Origin of the sequence: Actinomycetospora sp. NBC_00405, assembly GCF_036044095.1 — a bacterium.
Lineage (GTDB): Bacteria > Actinomycetota > Actinomycetes > Mycobacteriales > Pseudonocardiaceae > Actinomycetospora > Actinomycetospora callitridis.
The window spans coordinates 5,375,599-5,392,034 of the sequence record NZ_CP107938.1 but is presented as its reverse complement, the minus strand read 5'-3'; the positions used below and the strand labels follow the sequence as shown (position 1 = coordinate 5,392,034).

The 16,436-nt window shown below is 76.5% G+C and carries 17 protein-coding genes and 1 pseudogene; 6 read left to right on the top strand and 12 right to left on the bottom strand.

Annotated features, from left to right (window positions below):
- The first annotated feature begins 320 nt into the window (after nt 1–320).
- A complete protein-coding gene (locus OG774_RS26560) occupies nt 321–1,583 on the top strand; it encodes a PQQ-dependent sugar dehydrogenase (protein WP_328305333.1) in 1,263 nt (420 codons plus the stop codon).
- 344 nt (nt 1,584–1,927) lie between these two features.
- A complete protein-coding gene (locus tag OG774_RS26555; protein ID WP_328305332.1) occupies nt 1,928–2,848 on the top strand; it encodes an endonuclease/exonuclease/phosphatase family protein in 921 nt (306 codons plus the stop codon).
- A 17-nt stretch (nt 2,849–2,865) separates the two neighbouring features.
- Here OG774_RS26555 and OG774_RS26550 read toward each other — a convergent pair whose 3' ends face one another.
- Nucleotides 2,866–3,384, bottom strand: coding sequence for a hypothetical protein (locus tag OG774_RS26550; RefSeq protein ID WP_328305331.1), 519 nt, complete (start codon nt 3,382–3,384; stop codon nt 2,866–2,868).
- 336 nt (nt 3,385–3,720) lie between these two features.
- Complete coding sequence (locus OG774_RS26545) at nt 3,721–4,713, bottom strand: RDD family protein (RefSeq protein WP_328305330.1); 993 nt, start codon at nt 4,711–4,713, stop codon at nt 3,721–3,723.
- A 371-nt stretch (nt 4,714–5,084) separates the two neighbouring features.
- Between OG774_RS26545 and OG774_RS26540 the strand changes: the two genes are divergently transcribed.
- Entirely contained in the window at nt 5,085–5,606 is a 522-nt protein-coding gene (locus OG774_RS26540) for a hypothetical protein (RefSeq protein ID WP_328305329.1), read from the top strand.
- A gap of 32 nt (nt 5,607–5,638) precedes the next feature.
- Here the strand turns inward: OG774_RS26540 and OG774_RS26535 are convergent, their stop codons facing one another.
- The 4 genes from OG774_RS26535 to atpF form a co-directional block, all read right to left on the bottom strand.
- Nucleotides 5,639–6,940 (bottom strand): arsenate reductase/protein-tyrosine-phosphatase family protein, encoded by a 1,302-nt coding sequence (locus tag OG774_RS26535; protein ID WP_328305328.1) that lies wholly within the window; start codon nt 6,938–6,940, stop codon nt 5,639–5,641.
- A 317-nt stretch (nt 6,941–7,257) separates the two neighbouring features.
- Entirely contained in the window at nt 7,258–7,845 is a 588-nt protein-coding gene (locus OG774_RS26530) for a hypothetical protein (protein WP_328305327.1), read from the bottom strand.
- Nucleotides 7,846–8,079: 234 nt separating this feature from the next.
- Nucleotides 8,080–8,553, bottom strand: coding sequence for a hypothetical protein (locus tag OG774_RS26525; protein ID WP_328305326.1), 474 nt, complete (start codon nt 8,551–8,553; stop codon nt 8,080–8,082).
- 147 nt (nt 8,554–8,700) lie between these two features.
- A complete protein-coding gene (gene atpF, locus OG774_RS26520) occupies nt 8,701–9,204 on the bottom strand; it encodes a F0F1 ATP synthase subunit B (RefSeq protein WP_328305325.1) in 504 nt (167 codons plus the stop codon).
- 170 nt (nt 9,205–9,374) lie between these two features.
- Between atpF and OG774_RS26515 the strand changes: the two genes are divergently transcribed.
- On the top strand, nt 9,375–9,833 hold the full coding sequence (locus OG774_RS26515; RefSeq protein WP_328305324.1) for a universal stress protein: 459 nt from the start codon (nt 9,375–9,377) through the stop codon (nt 9,831–9,833).
- On the opposite strand, the gene OG774_RS26510 is transcribed toward OG774_RS26515, so the two are convergent.
- From OG774_RS26510 to OG774_RS26485, 6 genes are all read right to left on the bottom strand, one after another.
- Nucleotides 9,830–10,717 (bottom strand): hypothetical protein, encoded by an 888-nt coding sequence (locus OG774_RS26510; RefSeq protein WP_328305323.1) that lies wholly within the window; start codon nt 10,715–10,717, stop codon nt 9,830–9,832. The two genes, OG774_RS26515 and OG774_RS26510, sit on opposite strands and share 4 nt — an antisense overlap.
- 100 nt (nt 10,718–10,817) lie before the next feature.
- Nucleotides 10,818–11,225: an SRPBCC family protein gene (locus OG774_RS26505; protein ID WP_328305322.1), complete on the bottom strand. Its 408-nt coding sequence runs from the start codon at nt 11,223–11,225 to the stop codon at nt 10,818–10,820.
- A 44-nt stretch (nt 11,226–11,269) separates the two neighbouring features.
- A complete protein-coding gene (locus OG774_RS26500; RefSeq protein ID WP_328305321.1) occupies nt 11,270–12,547 on the bottom strand; it encodes a hypothetical protein in 1,278 nt (425 codons plus the stop codon).
- Between the two features lie 55 nt (nt 12,548–12,602).
- Complete coding sequence (locus OG774_RS26495) at nt 12,603–12,836, bottom strand: hypothetical protein (protein ID WP_328305320.1); 234 nt, start codon at nt 12,834–12,836, stop codon at nt 12,603–12,605.
- A 191-nt stretch (nt 12,837–13,027) separates the two neighbouring features.
- The gene (gene mftG, locus OG774_RS26490; RefSeq protein ID WP_328305319.1) at nt 13,028–14,500 is read right to left on the bottom strand and encodes a mycofactocin dehydrogenase MftG; all 1,473 of its coding nucleotides are present in this window, start codon (nt 14,498–14,500) and stop codon (nt 13,028–13,030) included.
- 125 nt (nt 14,501–14,625) lie between these two features.
- Nucleotides 14,626–15,696 (bottom strand): LCP family protein, encoded by a 1,071-nt coding sequence (locus OG774_RS26485; protein ID WP_328305318.1) that lies wholly within the window; start codon nt 15,694–15,696, stop codon nt 14,626–14,628.
- Between the two features lie 239 nt (nt 15,697–15,935).
- Between OG774_RS26485 and OG774_RS26480 the strand changes: the two genes are divergently transcribed.
- A complete protein-coding gene (locus tag OG774_RS26480) occupies nt 15,936–16,145 on the top strand; it encodes a hypothetical protein (protein WP_328305317.1) in 210 nt (69 codons plus the stop codon).
- Nucleotides 16,142–16,327: pseudogene (locus tag OG774_RS29925) on the top strand (DUF7002 family protein); the annotation flags it as partial. The gene OG774_RS26480 and the pseudogene OG774_RS29925, both read left to right, overlap by 4 nt.
- Between the last annotated feature and the right edge of the window lie 109 nt (nt 16,328–16,436).

Genomic DNA, 16,436 nt, shown 5'->3' with positions numbered 1-16,436 from the left:
CTGTGACGGACACCGCGGGCGGCGGGGGGCGGGTCTCCGACCGGTTCGGGTCGGAGTCGCCGGCTCCCCGCGGCCGACGACTCCTCGACGGACCCGACCTCCGTGCGTGCCCCCCGGATCGCACGGGCGGTGCGGCGCCGCGCAAAAAGTACCGTGCGGTCCGTTCGTCTTCAACAGGCATGCCGTCGTTCGACGGGACGACCAGCAGCGCCACCCGTTCGCCGACCCCGTGCCGCCGACCGGCCCAGATTCGCCACCGACGGGCTCACCCGATCGGGCCCCCACGGGAATCGGACGCGTCACGCGGCATCATCGTGCGCGTGACCTCCAGCCGATCACGCCCGGCGCGGGCCCTGCTCACCCTCACGGCGCTGCTGGCCCTGGGCCTCGCCGCGTGCAGCGAGGGTCCGGACCGGACGAGCGCGGCACCCGCCGCCGGCGGAGGTGCCGGAGCCGCCGCACCGCCGTCGACGCCGGCCGGGCCGACGGGCACCGCGCTGCGCGTCGAGACCGTGGCCGGCGACTTCGCGAACCCCTGGGACCTCGCCTTCGTCGGCGGCGACCGGATGCTGGTGACCGAGCGGGACGGGTCGCTCTCGCTCGTCACCGGCCTCGGCCCCGGAGCCCGCGTCACGCCCGTCGCCGCCGACCTCTCCTCGGTCTACGCGCGCGGGGAGGGCGGCCTCATGGGGATCGCCGCGGCGCCGGACGTCGCCACCTCCGGGTCGTTCGTGACCTGCCAGACCCACCAGGAGGGCGGCCGCCCGGTCGACGTGCGCGTCGTGTCCTGGCGCCTCTCGCCCGACGGGACGCGGGCCGACCGCGTGCAGGACCCGCTGGTCGGCGGCCTGCCGGTGAACCCGTCGGGACGCCACTCGGGGTGCCGGCCCACCTTCGCCCCCGACGGCATGCTGCTCGTCGGCACCGGCGACACCGCGCGCGCCACGATCCCGCAGGACCGCGGGTCGCTCGGCGGCAAGGTGCTGCGCATCGACCCCGCCACGGGCGGCCCCGCGCCGGGCAACCCGTTCGCCGCCTCCGGCAGCGCCGCGGAGCGCCTCGTCTCGGGTTACGGGCACCGCAACGTGCAGGCCGTCGCCATCCAGCCCGGCACCGGGCGTGGCTGGAGCGCCGAGCACGGCCCCGACATCGACGACGAGGTGAACGTCGTCATCCCCGGCTCGAACTACGGCTGGGACCCGGCCCAGGGCGGCGAGAGCCCCGGCGGCTACGACGAGTCGGTGCCGATGACCGACCTCGACCGCTACCCGGAGGCCGTCCCCGCCGCGTGGAGCTCGGGCGACCCCACCGAGGCGATCAGCGGCGCGGCGTTCCTCGACGGGCCCGCCTGGGGGGACATCGCGGGCGTGCTCGCCGTGTCCGCGCAGAAGGGCGAGAAGCTCTACTTCATGCGCCCGGGCACCGGCGCCGACGAGAACCGCATCGTCGAGGTCACCGTGCCGCCGGAGCTCGACGGCGAGTTCGGCCGCCTGCGCGGGGCACGTCTCGGGCCGGACGGCGCGCTGTACCTGACCAGCGACAACGGCTCCGACGACGTCATCCTGCGCGTGACCCGCGCGTGACCGGTCGGAACGACCCCGGGCGACCCGCGCCCGGGGGCCGACCGGCCGGTCCGGGGTACGGCGGGGGCTGGGCACCGCCGCCCGGCCCCGGCCGGCCGCCGGGACCGCCGGGGCCACACCGTCCCCACGGCCCGCCCCCCGGCCGGGGTCCGGGCCCGACGCCCCCGCCGACGCGGCAGATGTCGGCGCCCGCGGCACCTCCCGCGCCGCCCCGACCCCCGGTCGCGCCCCGGGAGCCGGCACGCGACCGGGGCCGTGTCCGTGCCCGACGCACGCCCCGCCTCCCCCGCGCCGGGGCCGGCGCGATTGCCGCGGCCGTCGTGCTCGGGGTGCCCGCGGCCGTCGTGACCTTCTCCGACCTGCTCGGGATCGACGACCGCACCCCGTTCGTCCAGTCGATCGCCTTCCGGCCGCAGCTCGCCGCCGGGCTCACGGTGTTCGCCCTGCTCGTGGGGCTCCTGGCCCGGCGGGCGTGGCCGGTGGCCGCCGCCCTTGGCCTCGTCGGCGTGCTGGGGCTCGCGATGGTCCTGCCCCGCGCGATCGGCTCGTCGGAAGCCGGCGCTACCGGCGGTCCGGAGCTGACCGTCCTCACCGCCAGCGCCTACCTCAGCCGCGCCGACCCGGACGCGCTCGCCGCGCTCATCACCTCGCGGACCCCCGACGTCGTCGTCCTGCCCGAGGCCCGCGGCGTCCTGCGCGACCGCCTCCAGCAGGCCCTCGTCGACACCTCCGGCGGCGAGGAGGGCACGAGCGGCTACCGCGTCTTCGCCGCCGACGCCCGGCGCGACGACAGCCCGATGACCGTGTTCGTGCGCCGCGAGCTCGGCCGTCCGACGGCGACGCCGAACCGCGACACCGAGTTCCCCTCGCTCATCCTCGACTTCGACGACGTCGACGGGCAGCCGGTGCGCGTCGTCGCGACCCACCCCCAGTCGCCGAAGCCCGGTGACACCAACGCCTGGAAGCGCGACGTCGACGCGCTGTCCCGGTGGTGCACCGGCGACCGGCCGACGGTCGTCGCCGGGGACCTCAACGCCACGCTCGACCACGCCGAGCTCCGCGACGCCATCGACGGCTGCACGGACGCGGCGAGCGACGTCGGCGAGGGCCTGACGGGCACGTGGCCCTCGGCCGCCCCGAGGCTCCTCGGGGTCCAGATCGACCACGTGCTGACGTCGGGCGGGCCGGCGGCGCGCGAGGTCGAGATCGTGGACGTCGAGGGCAGCGACCACCGCGGCGTGCTCGCCCGCGTCGGTCTCGGCTGAGGTCTCCCCCTGGCGCCTCAGTTCCGGCGGGCGCCGCCCTCCGGCACGCGCCCGGGACGGACACCGCCGACGAGCGGGCGCCGCACCGACGGGTCCACCCGCCGCTGCGCGGGCATGCCCGCGACGTGCTCGTCCTCGAGCCCGCGGCGCCAGGCCTCCTCGAGCGCGGTGCGCGCGCCCTCGCGGACGACGTCGAGCATGTCGCGCATCGACGCGCCGAGCGCCGGCGGCACCAGCGGCGAGCCGGCCAGCTTCGCCAGCGGCTCCAACCGCGCGACCGCGTCGCGCAGCATCGCCGAGGCGGCCACCGGGCCGTCCGGCGGCTGGGCGACGATGCGGTCGCCGAGCGACGCCTGCCACTGCCGCACCCGCTCGGCGAAGGCCGTGGAGAGCCGCTCCAGCAGGCGCGCCTCCACGTAGGAGCCGAAGCCCCCGCGCACCGGGCCGAGGCCCTCGGTCGAGGGGTCCTCGCCGCGGCGGAACGCCTCGAGCCAGCTGACCCAGGCGGCGTACCCACCGCGTGCCGGGGCGCTCATCGTCGCCACCCACCGGGTCGGGAATGTGTCGAGCTCACGTCGGACTGCCTCCGTCACGTCACGGGCACACCGGCCCGGGCCGGCGCGGCGTCGGACGCGCTGGTTGCGCCCGACTGTGGCCCGGAAGTCGCTCTGCGGACCGAGTCCGTTTCGCCTGGCGGCACGAACGGTCCAGGTTCGCCCGGCCGGAGCAGTGGAGGCCCTGTCAGCGGCCGTGACGGCTCCGTCCCGTGCCCGATCGGGGCGGAACACTCCCCCGTATCGCTGCTGGACGCATCCCCGGTCCGGGTGTGTCAGGCCGGTCGTCCGTGTTCGTTCTGTGTCGGACCGGGTGCCTCAGGCCCGGACGACCAGCGTCTTCGCCACCATGTCGCCGACGCGCTGGTGGCGCGCCGAGGTCGACATGACGATCAGGCCGAGGATCCCCGCGAACAGCCCGTCGACGATGAGCAGCAGCCACCGGATCACGCACTGCCCGAGGGTCGGCACGCCGCCGTCCTCCTCGCGGACGATGCGCAGGCTCAGCCATCCCATCGCCGGGGTCTGGCCCTGATGGGTGGACGGCCAGTACGCGTGCACCACGAACGCGGACGCCAGGCCGACGACGAAGACGAAGACGTAGCCGATGCCGAGGATCGTCAGCGCCGCGTCCGGGTCGGCCGACGCCCCGGCGATCCCGGCCACGATGAACAACAGGACGAACGTCGGCACGGCGGAGAGCAGTCCGTCGAGGATGTACTGCCCGACGCGGGAGCCGATGACGTCGGTGGGGTCGCCGCCCGGCACCCCGCCGTACCCCGGCTGCGGCCCGTAGCCGGGCTGCTGCCCGTAGCCGGGCTGGCCGTAGCCGGGCTGGCCGTAGCCGGGCTGGCCGTAGCCGGGCTGGCCGTAGCCGGGCTGGCCGTAGCCGGGCTGGCCGTAGCCGGGCTGGCCGTAGCCGGGCTGGCCGTAGCCGGGCTGGCCGTACTGCTGCTGGCCGTACTGCTGCTGCCCGTACTGCTGCTGGCCGTAGCCCGGCTGCTGGCCGTACTGCTGCTGGTCGTACTGCGGCTGGCCCCCGTACCCGGGCTGGCCCCCGTACCCGGGCTGAGCGCCGTAGCCGGGCTGGCCCCCGTCACCGGGCTGGCCGCCGTACCCCGGCTGCTGCCCGTACTGCGGCTGGCCGTCACCGGGCTGACCCTGCTGACCACCCTGCTGACCACCCTGCTGCCCCGGGTCCTGCGATCCCGGAGCGCCCGCCGAGGGGTCACTGAAGCCGGATTGCTGGCTGTATCCCCCCGGAGTCGCCCCGAAACCTGACTGCCGCTGGTACTCGTCGGGGTTGCTCACGCTCTGTTCTCCCGAAGTCGTCGTGAAGGGCGATCCGTACCCCGATGGCTGCTGACCGTGATGTCCGGGCGACCTCCGATCCGTGTTCGGACGGTCTCCCGGGCCCCGCTCACCGCTCGCGCACCGGGCCACTGCGCCCATGGGGCGGCAGCATGCCAGCGAGTGGTCACCCAGGGCAGTGCTGGTGGGGCCGTCAGGGGCGATGTGTCACCCGCACGGACCGAAAGATGCGCTCACGGTACGCGCCCGAGCCCGGATCACCCCATTGCCCGCCACGCCTCGCCCGGCCGGAGCATGACACCCGAGGGGGCTCGCGCGTTGGGTGTAGGTCAGGTCACGACAACGCAACATCCCGGGAGGAGGTCACGAGAATGACCATCCCACCCCGTCCGCCCGTCCCGGCCCGGTCGACCGCGCTCGCCGACGTGCCCGCCCCGCGGCAGGCGCCCGTGGGGCACTCCGCGGACGCGCGCGGGCCCGTCGAGGGCACCGTGCTCGCCGGCCTCGCGTGGATCGTCCGCGAGATCACCCACGTTCCCGGCGTCCTCCGGCTGCGCCACGGCCGCCTGAGCTTCGAGTCGACGCGCGGCGTGCTCTTCGACGCCACGGCCTCCGACCTGGGCCTCGAGCTCGGCCGCTCGCCCCGCGCCGGCATGCACGTCACCGTCGGCTCCGAGCGTCTTCGCGTCTGCGTCGTGCGGCCCCCGGGCTGTGTCGACCCGTGCCGCGACCTCGTCGAGCGTGCCGTCGACCCGGACGACGACGACGCGCCGGTGACCTCCGGCAGCCACGACGCCTGGACCTCCTGGCGTCCCCTGCTCGCCCCGCCGCCACCGGCCGTGACGCGGCCGCGGGCCCGGGTGCGCCGCGCGTTCACCTTCGCCCCGTCCTGAGCGGGGAGTTCGGGCGAACGGGGGCAGGGGCCCTACCGTCCGGCGCGGGTGCTCGAGTGCGCCGGCGCCGGAGCGCCGTCGGCGCCGTCGGCGCTCTCGTTGCCCTCGCCGACCTGACCGCCGACGTCCTCGACGTCCTCGTCGTCGGCCCAGCCGTGCCGCCGTCGGCGACCGGCCGGTGCGCCTTCGCCGTCCCGTGGTGACCACTCCTGGGTCGACGGGCCCTGGGGCGACGAGCCCTGGGACGACAGGTCCTGCGCCGACCGATCCTGCGCCGACGAGCCCTGGGGCGGCCGACCCTCCGACGGTCGGCCGTCCCGGTGGTGCCCGCCGCCCGCGGTGCCGTTTCCGGGCGGCCCGGCCGCGACGAGATCGGGCGGGAGCGGGTCGACCGGCCCGGGCGGACGCGGTACCCGCGCGCCCGGCGGCAGCACCGAGGGCATGCCGGGGGGCTGCCCGGCAGCCTGACCGGGAGGCTGACCGGGAGGCCTGCCCACGGGAGCGCCGTTCGGCGGCTGCCCCCCGGGTGGCACGCCACCAGGACCCTGGCCGGTCGGAACGGGACCGGCCGGCATCCCCGGCGGAGGACCGAACGGGCCACCGGGCATCGGCGGCGGACCGGGCCGGCGAGGCGCCATGCGGGGGTGCTGTCCGGGGTGCTGGCCGGGGTGCTGGCCCGGCGGCGGCCCGGGACGGCGGCGGACCGGCCACGGGATGCCGGCACCGATGGCGTCGACCAGCGGCCGCACCGCCTCGTGCAGGAGGCGCGCGGACTCGGCGTGCTCGGCCGCCCCGCCCTGGATCGGGTCCGGGATCGCGTCGTCCTCGGAGTCGACCGGCGCGCCCTGGCCGCGCTCCGCGAGCGCCGCGGCGACGAGGGCGTGGGCGCGCTCGCGGGGGTCGACGGGCAGCGCGGCGTGGTCGGCGGGGTCGATGCTGCCGAGCAGGCGGGCGAACTCGCGCACGGTGAACGTGCTGCGCAGAGCGCGCGGCTCCAGCTCGAGCACGGCCGAGCGGTGCGAGCGGCTGACGGTGAGGACGAGGTCGGCGAGCTCGACGTCCCGGGCCGGCAGCTGGCGGGCGCGGAAGGCGGCGACGTCGGGGTGCGTGGCCAGGGACCCGAGCTGGGCGCGGGAGAGCGGGTGCATCTCGGAGCCGACGACGGCCCCGGTGCCACCGCTGGCGACGTCGAACCACGACGCCCACCGCGGCCCGAGCCGCATCTCCAGCAGCGCGCGGGTGTGGAAGCGCGCGAACGGCGACCGGCAGATGTTCCCGGTGCAGACGAACAGGAGCCGGAAACGTCGCGGCGCCCCGTCACCCCGACCGTCCATACGTCCGATCGTCGCAGTCCGTGGCCCTCCGCGCGAGCCGTCAGATCACGCGACGTCCGTGTCGCGCGTGTCGTGCGTCGCGTCGTTTCCGGTGCGCACGCCCCTGAGGAGGGCCAGGACGGCCGCGTTCAGGGGCGTGGGCACCCCCGTCCGGAGGCCGGTCGCGACCGCCGCCCGGTGAGGTACTCGCGCTCGAGCGGGCGTCCCGCGAGGCGGTCGTAGAGCCGGGTCGGTGAGCGCACCGCCGATGCTCCCTGCTCCGACCACCGCCGTGCGCGCGCAGGCCCGATCGTGCCCGGCGGGACGGGGCCGCCCCGTCAGCGACGGCGGGTGAACGACTCCAGGTCCACCACCATCTTCGCGACGCGCAGCGACGTGACGACGCCGTCGACCTCCACCGCGGGCCCGCCGCGGTCCTCGCGGTCGAGGCGCTCGAGCAGCGCCTCCGCCGCCGTGAGGTGCGTCGCGGCGAGCTCGGACGCCCCGGTGAGCGCCTCGTCGTCGACCCGCAGCTCGGCGGACCAGCCCTCGTCGGGGATCCCGGCCGCGGCGAGCTCGACGGCGCGCACGAGCGTGCGCCGCTCCGGGGCCCGGGTGTCGTCCTCGAGGGCGGCCAGCTCGGTGACCAGCTTCTCGACGGCCTTGACGAGGTCGGCCGACGGAGCGCCGGCGCCGCGGCCGAAGACCGGCGGCGGGACGACGCCCTCGGGGCTGCGGGGCGCCGGGATCGACGGGCGCTCGGGCTCGAGGCGCGCGCGAGCCTCGCGCAGGCGGGCGGTCAGGCGTCCCCCGGAGGAGTCGACGGGCACGGCCGTCGGTCCCGCGAGGGGCCCGGCGGCGGGCCGGGCCTCGGGGGCCGGGCCGTCGTCGGCGGGGGACGCGGGGGTCGCGGCGTCGGTCGACAACTGCGCTCCTTCAGGGGCGTGGACATGTCACCGCCGGGCGCCCGTGGGCGTCGATCGGTGACACAGGGGTCACCCGGTGGATCGTCCCCGCCAGGGTGACTCGTTGCGGACCGGCGACGGAACAGCCCGTTCGGGGGATCTCCTTCACCCTATAGGCTCCCGACCAGCACGAACGGACGCCGATAGGGGCCATCGATTAGTCCGTCCGGACGCCGATGACTCAGCGCGAGTGGATCATCCCCACCGGCGTGCGGGGCTGCGCGGTCCCGACGGGACGCCGCGGTCGGTGCGCGCCATGAGTGCGCGACGGGTCTCCAGCGCGGCGCCCGCGCTCCCGCGGCGGTTGACGAACAGGACGCCGGCGACGGCCAGGCCGTTCAGCGAGCCGAGGCCGAGCATCGCGACCTCGAGCATCTGCTCGTCGTCGAACGTCCCGCCCGGGTCCGGCGCGTCGAGCTGGCCGCCGTAGGGCGCCGGCACCGCCGGGACGGGGTCCGCGGCGGACGCGGGCGCCGCGCCCAGCAGGAGACCGCCGGCGAGGAAGGTCGGCGCGAGGACGCCCAGGGTCAGGAGCAGTGCGGTGCCTCGGAGCCCGCCGAACAGACGGCCTCGGAGACCGCCGGGACGCGCCCCCTCGGTGCGACCGTCACGATCTGTTCGCTCGCCCATGTGCCGCCCCGTCCGCCCGGTGTGCCGTCGGGCGGACATCGGGGCGGTACGGCCGGGTCGTTACCGACACGAGGCCGCTTCGTGTGCGACACGCCACAACCGTGACCGGGCCGTGACACAGGAGGCGCGAGGCGTCCTGTTCGTCCGGTTTCGCAGCTCAGCGAGCCGCGAGCGCCGGACGGGCGCTCAGACCCGCTCGCCGAGGTAGTCGTCGACGGTCTGGCGGTACTCGTCGTCGCCGACCTCGCGACCGAGCAGGCTGCCCGCGAGGCGACGCGAGAGGCGCGCGACGTCGGGCTGGAGGTCCGAGCTCACCGACGAGCGCTGGGTGGCCAGCTCCTCGCGACCCTGCGCGACGAGGCGGGCGGCCTCGTCCCGGGCGTTCGCGAGGACCTCGTCGTTGCGGCGCTGGCCCTCCTCGCGAGCGGTGTCGCGGATGCGGGCGGCCTCCTCACGGGCCTCGCCGATGCGGGTGCGGTGCTCGGACTGCACGCGGCGGGCCTCGGCGCGGGCCTGCTCGGCGCGCTCGAAGCCGCCCTCGATGCGATCGTGCCGCTCGGCGTAGACCTTCTCGAGGCGGGGCAGCAGCACCTTGCTCATGACGACGTACAGCGCGCCGAACGCGATCAGCCCGATCACGATCTCGTGCCAGATCGGGGTGAGCACGAAGTAGCCGCTCGCCATGGTCATCGTCGGCTGCACCGCCTGTCGGTCGTCGTCGGGCGTCGTCGGAGGTCACCGCACCACGCGCCGACGGGGTCCGCCGGTCGGGCGCTCGCGCACAGTCTGTCCGATCTCTTCCGGGGAGGCGACCCCGGGTCGCGCGGCGCACACGCCCGGGAGCGTCCTAGGGTGCCGCCGTGGGTGACTACAAGCTGGTGGCGGTGGGCACGGACGGCTCCTCCTCGGCCACGTCGGCGGTCACGCGGGCCGCGCAGATCGCCGCGGACGCGGGCGCCAAGCTCCTCATCGTCTGCGCGTACGAGAAGTCGGGTCGCAGCAACGACCGCGACCGGGCCGAGGCCGAGCGCGCGCTCGGCGACGAGGCCTACAAGATCATCGGGGCGAACCCCGCCGAGGAGAAACTGCGCGACGCCCGCGACGTGGCCCGGCGCGCCGGCGCCGAGGAGGTCAACACCGTCGCCGTCGAGGGCGAGCCGGTGCAGGCCATCTGCGACAAGGTCGCGCTGCACCACGCCGACCTCGTCGTCGTGGGCAACAAGGGCCTGGCGAGCTTCGCGGGGCGCCTGCTCGGGTCGGTGCCCGCGGAGGTCTCCCGCCGGTCCCCCACCGACGTGCTGATCGTGCACACGACCTAGCGCGTCGGCGAGGCCTCCTCGAGGACCGGGGCGGCGGTGGCCTGCTCCGACGGCGACGACCGCCGCGGCACCGGGGTGGCGGCCGTCGGCGGGGTGGCCCACGTCCCTGGCACCGTGCAGTACGGCGCGGCGCCGTGGCGCCCGAGCAGCTCGGACAGCGGGGCGTCGGCCAGCACGTCGGCCAGCGCGTGCTCGAAGCAGCGGCGGGTTCCCCGGTCGCGGGGCCGGGCCAGGGCCTCGGCGAGCCGCCGGGTGAGCCGCTCGGAGTCGGCGAGGAAGCCGGTCAGCGAGAGGCGCCCGCGGCCGAGCTCGCGGCGGCAGCGCCCCGCGACGGTGTCGCCCTCGCCGACCACGCACACCTCGACGTCGACGTCACCCGGCTCGAGCACCGCACCGGCCGGCCCGGCGCTGTCGGGCGCCGACATGGCCGCCCGGAAGACGGCGTTGGTGACGCCGTCGGACGGATCGCGCACGAGCGCGGCCAGCAGGTTCCAGCCCCCGCGGCTCTCGAGGACGTCGCGCAGCCCGCGCACATCGACGGTCAGACGCCGCACCCGCACGTCCCCGTCCCGGGCGAGCAGCTGCTCGACGGAGTCGGGCCGCGTGCCCTCCGGCCCCTCGTCGGGGACGACGAGGTGCAGCCGCGGGACGGCCGGGCTGCCCGGGACCTGGGGGTCGATGCCGCAGACCGCGACCTCGGGCGCCGGGGCCCGGACCGCCTCGCGGCTCGGGGTGTCCAGGTACTCCATCCCCGCCATGACCTCCGGCCCGGGGACCTGCCGGCGCGTGGTGCCCGCCGCGAGTCCGGAGGTGGTGGTGGAGGCCGGCGAGGTGGTGGTCCTGCGTGTGGTGGTGGCTCGACGACGGACGAACGGGATGCGCACGGGCGTTCCGCTCCCTTGAGGTCGGGAGCCTCCAAGGATGCCAGAGGAGGGTGACGGTCGCCACGTCGCACGATTCAGCCGTGCACGTCACCCGGACCGCCTAGCGGGCCGGCTCGGTGCCGGATCCGTCGAGGATGCGCTTGAGGTCGGCGAGCGTCTGCTCGAGGCCGGCGCGGATACCCGGGCCGTCGGCACGCTCGGTGTGCAGCGTGACCGTCACCCGCGACTCGACGTCGCCGATCCCGGTCACGAACAGCTCGCCGTGGTAGCCGCTGACGTGCTCGGCACCCCAGCGCAGGCTCCGCGCCTCGGCATCGGCGTGCATCCAGGCCGTGCCCTCGTAGCGCTCGCCCTCGACGTTCGCGACCACGGCGACCTCCTCGGGCCCCGTGCTCGAGGCCTTCTCGAGGCCGCTGAAGTACTCGGGAAGGTGCGAGACGTCGGCGAGGTAGTCGAAGACCTCCTCGGGAGGACGGCGGACGTCGGCGCTGTGCTCGTAGTCACCCATGGCCGGGGCTACCCCGCTCCGCCACCTCTCAGCCCTGGGCCCTCTCAGCGCACCGCGGGCGTGATCGTCGCGCCGCCGCCGAACCCGGCCACCCCGGACGCCTCCGCGCCGAGGCCGAGATAGGCGTTGACCAGCACCGGGGCGGCGCCGGGGCGGGTGTCGCGGTCGGCGCCGGTGCGCGCGTCCAGCACGACCGGGCCGTTCACCGTCGTGCCGTAGACCGCGCCGTGCCACGCCGTCGTCAGGCGCGGGGCGACGCGGTTGGCGCCGGCGTCGGGCAGCTCCCACAGCGGGGCGGCGGTGGTCGCGTCGACGGCGAACACGCGGGTATCGCCGCCGCAGACGGTGGTGGCCGCCTCGTCCCACACGCAGCGCGGCGGTGTGTAGGAGCTCCCGACGTCCACCGTGCGCACCTCGGCGCCCCGCGCGTCGACGAAGCGCAACGACGCCGAGGGCGCGGCGAGCGTCGTCGCCGCGGTGCGCCCGGAGACGACGGCGAGCCCCGGGCCGGCGGGAGTGATCTCCGGGGCGCGCAGGACCTCGCCCCCGAGGCCGCCGGCCATTTCGGGGCGGCGCAGGCCGGTCACCGCGTCGAGGGCGACCACGGTCGACGCGGCGTAGGCGCGGCTCGCGCCCGGCGCGGTCGCCACCCCGAGTGCGGTGCCGCCCGCGGGCCCGTCGGCGAGCACGGCGTCGACCGCGACCCCGTCGGCGCTCCAGAGCACGCGCTGCGTCGTCAGGTCCACGCCGAGCGCGGACCGCTGGCTGTCGGTGCTCGCGGTCAGGACGGCGACGCCGGCGACGACCCCGGCGACGGTCATCGCGACGGCCGGCGGGCGCTCCGTCCACGGCAGGACCGTCGCCGCGTTCCACCGCAGCGCGCCCGTGCCCGCGTCGAACGCGAGGAGGTCCACCGAGAGGCCGGGCGGCGTGGTGCCGGAGCCGGGCACCACGCTGGCGCCGCCGACGAGCACGGCCCCGTCCGCGGCGGCGACGGGCCGGCCCGCGACGAAGCGGTCGGGCGGCGCGGCCGGGCCCGGGATCGCGGCGCCGGTGGAGTCGGCGTGCACGAGGCGCCCGCCGTCGGTGGCCCAGATCGTGGTGCCGACCAGCGCCGCCGGCAGGTCGTCGTCGTCGCGGCCGAACACCCGCGAGCCCGAGCCGCCGAACAGCGTCCCGGTGGGTGCCGCGAACCCGAGCGGCGGGTCGAAGGCGGGCGGTGGGGCGCTGCCGCCGGCATCCGGCTCCGCACATCCGGCGATCAGCAGGGCGGCCGCGAGAGACCCGGCCGCCGTCGCGAGCAGGCGGCGCCGGAGGGACACGGCGGCAGCGTGTCATGCGCCGGCGGTGACGGCCCCGGCACACCCCGGCGGCGGACTACTCGCTCGGGACCGCGTCCTCCGACGAGCGGCGCGGGGCGGCCACGGGCAGCGGGCCGGTCGCCTGGGCGAGGCGACGCTGGGCGCGGGAGATGCGGGCGGCGAGCTCCGCGGCCGCGGCCTGCTCGGACTTCTGCGCCTTGCGCTCGGAGCGGGAGAGGCGCCGTGCCGGGTCGGGGGCAGCGGCGGGGCCTGCGGCGGGGGCGTCGACACGGCGGCGCAGGAACGACATCGGGTTCTCCTCGATCACCTCGGAGGGAGGTCTCGCAGGAAGTGTCGTCGCGGCCACGCAGGACGTGACACTGTTCCACTCCATCGTGTCGCAGCTGTGGCCGTGTCCGGTGGAAGATCGGGATGCACCCGTCCTGACCGGCACGAATCGGTCATCCCGCTCCGTGGTCAGGGCCCCCGGGGCACCGTCCGTCAGGCACTCGATCCCGCGATGAGGTCGGCCGCGCGCTCGCCGAGCAGCAGGGCCGTGGCGGCCGGTCCGCGGCGCGGCACGGTGGGCAGCACCGAGGTGTCGACCACCCGCAGACCCGCCAGCCCGTGCACCCGCAGTTCGGGGTCGACGACGGCGCCGGGGTCGTCGGCGAGGCCGAGCCGGGTGCTGCCGCAGAGGTGCGCCGACGTCCCGAGGTGCGCGCGGATCCAGGCGTCGAGCCCCCGGTCGTCGAGCCCGCGCTCCGCGCCGAGCGTGAACCCGGCGGCCGCGAGCAGGTCGCCCCCGCGGCGCACCGCGTAGCGCATCCGGGCGCGGTCGCGCTCCGAGGCGAGGTAGCGGTGCTCGAGGCGGGGCGGCGCCGTGGGGTCGGGCCCGAACGTCATCGACCCCCGGCTCTCGGGAGCCTGGAGCGCGCACATGATGTGGCACGCGCCGCCCGGGGCGAAGGGGCGGGCGAACAGCAGGATCTCGAGGTCGCCCGCCGGGTCGTCGCCCCCGTCGAGGTGGACCGCGGCCTGGGCCGTGGGCGCCTCGGGGTGCAGGCCGCCGGTGTCGGTGGAGGTGTCGGTGAAGGCGAGGTAGACGTTCGGGTGGTCGGTGTAGCCCTGCCCGACGCCCGGGCGCTCGTGACGCACCGGCAGGCCGGCGGCGCGCAGGGCGTCGGGCGGGCCGATGCCCGAGACCGCCAGCAGCTGCGGGGTGAGCACCGAGCCGGCCGCGAGCACCACCTCGCCGGCCTCGATGCGCTCGCCGCCCACGGCCTCGACGCCGACGGCCCGGTCGCCGTCGAGCAGCACCCGGGCGACGGTGACGTCGCCGCGGACGGTGAGGTTGGGCCGCGCGAGGTGCGGGATCACGTAGGCCATCGCCGCGTTGACCCGCACGCCGCGGCGGACGTTGCCCGGCACCAGGCCCGCGCCGGGCGGCTGGTCGCCGTTCTTGTCCGGCTCGGAGGGCACCCCGATCCGGGTGGCGGCCGCGAGGAAGCGCTCGGTGACGGGCGCGCGCATCTCCCCCGCCGGCCGCACGACCGGCATCGGGCCTGCGTCGCCGTGCAGGGGCCCGCGCACGTCGTGGTCGTGCTCGCCGCGGATGTAGTACGGCAGCGTCTCGTCGTACGACCAGCCCGGCCACGAGTCGAGGTCGGCCCGCGTCGCGCGGACGTGGTTGGCCCCGTTGACCGCGCTCGACCCGCCCAGGAGCCGCCCCCGGCCGACCCGCGTGGACCGTTCCGGCGTCAGGTCGACGCCGACGTCCCAGGTGTGCGGGCCGTCGGGGTCGGCCGCGGCGAGCGAGGCGACGTCGCGGACCTCGGCCGGGAACGCGGCGGGGTCGGTGATCGCCGCCCCCGACTCGAGCAGCAGGACCCGGCGGGCCGGGTCCTCGCTCAGGCGCCCGGCCAGCGCGCAGCCGGCCGAGCCGCCGCCGACGATCACCACGTCCCAGCTCACGCGCCCACCCCCGCGCCCGTGCCGCGCCTGATTCGCCTGATCCCGGTGATCAACGCGGACTCCGTGCGCCTAGAAGCAGCAATAAGGGGAGCACGCCGATAGGCCGTTCGCTGCAACCGGGAACGTCAGCGCGGGGTGTCGGAGAGCTGCTCCTGCGGGCGGGCGGCAGCCCACTGCGGCACGGCGTCGGTGTTGACCGCGAACCACAGGTCGCGGCCCGCCCCCTCGTCGAGGTAGACGACCGACTGCCCGCCCTCGTCGCCGGTCCCGGTGACGGGCACGGTCAGGAACGAGATCGACGAGTTGCGCAGGTCGCGCATACCGAACGCGAGCTGGGCGAGGCCGGTGTTCGACAGCGAGTCGTCCACGCCGACGTGGCGGGTGACCGTGTCGACCGCCGCGTACGCGGTCGGCGGGCTGGAGAGCGTCCCGGACGAGAGGGTCTTCTGCACGAACGCGCGCAGGGCGGCCTGCTGGCGACGGACGCGGTCGAGGTCGCCCCCGGGCAGGCTCTTGCGCTCGCGGACGTATACGAGGGCCTGCTCCCCGTTGAGGTGCTGCGGGCCGGCGGGGACCACGACGCCGTCGCGCTCGGACTCCTGGCCGACGTTGACGTCGATACCGCCGACGGCGTCGGTCATCTGCGCGAAGCCCGCGAAGTCGATGACCGCGAAGTGGTCGATGTGCACACGCGAGAGCTGCTCGACGGTCTCGATGAGCAGCGGCGGCCCGCCGAAGGCGTACGCCGCGTTGATCTTGTTCTTGCCGCGCCCCGGGACGTCGACCCAGGAGTCACGGGGGATCGAGATGATGCTCGCGCTCTGGCCGTCCTCCGCGATGGTGGCCACCATGATCACGTCGCTGCGCGTGGAGCCGAAGACCGCGTCGGGCGCCGCGTCGGTGCCGGTGGTCGCCTCGGGCGAGCGGGTGTCCGTGCCCATCAGCAGGAATGTCTGCCCGGCGGCGTCCGCCGGCCGGGACGACGGGTCGATCGGCGCGAACACCGACGGATAGCGGCCGACCTGCGAGCCGAGCTGCTGGGTGACCAGCACGATCCCGGCCGCGGCCAGGAGCACCAGCACGAGCAGGGCGATGAGACCGTAGAGCAGCGCACGCAGCCCCCGCCGCTTCCGGACGGGCTCCTCGTCCTGGTCCGGACCCGGGCCCCCGGGACCCATCACGCTGCCGATGCTCATTCCCCGACCATCCCTGCTCCCGGGTCGTCACCTCCGTCGGTGGCGACCTCACTCCCGTTCTCCTCGGACGACGAGCGGCTGCCGTTACGCGACACCCGGTGTCCGCCGTCACCGTGCGGCTCAGCGTGACAGCCCGCTCACGGGCGGTTCCGGGCGGCTCGTCGCGGCGCACCTGCCGTCGCCCGCGCGAATGCCGGGGCGCGGCCCGCCGGACGGACCGGCGCCCTACCCTCGGACGGGTGACGCCCGATCGAGACACCGGCGACGCCGTCCTGGAGCGGGAGGCCGCCCGCGTGGCCCTGGGTCCCGTGCCCGCCCCGCGACCCGAGCTCCTCGAGCGGGTGCTCGAGGGCCTCCGCGACCTGCCCGCAGCCGCACACCCCACGCGCGACGACACGTCCGGCGAGGGCGGGGACCCCGGGCTGCCGCTGCCGCGCCGCCGCTCCTGAGCTCCCCGAGCACGACGGGGCTCTCGCGCGACGAGCTCGCGGCACGGCATCCCCGGCTGTTCCACATGACCGAGCCCGGCGCGTGGCCGTCGATCCGCGCCGAGGGCCGGGCGAGCGCCGCCGCGCTGGTCGAGCGCTTCGGGGCCGCGCCGGAGCTGGTCGCCGGACGCCGCCCGGCGAGCCGTGCCCGGCGAGCCCGTCCCGGGAGCTGCGCCCTGCGCGAACGGCCCGACACGACGGGGCGGGCGGGCCTACCGTGGTCGGCACGCACCGACGCCGGCGCCGACGCGC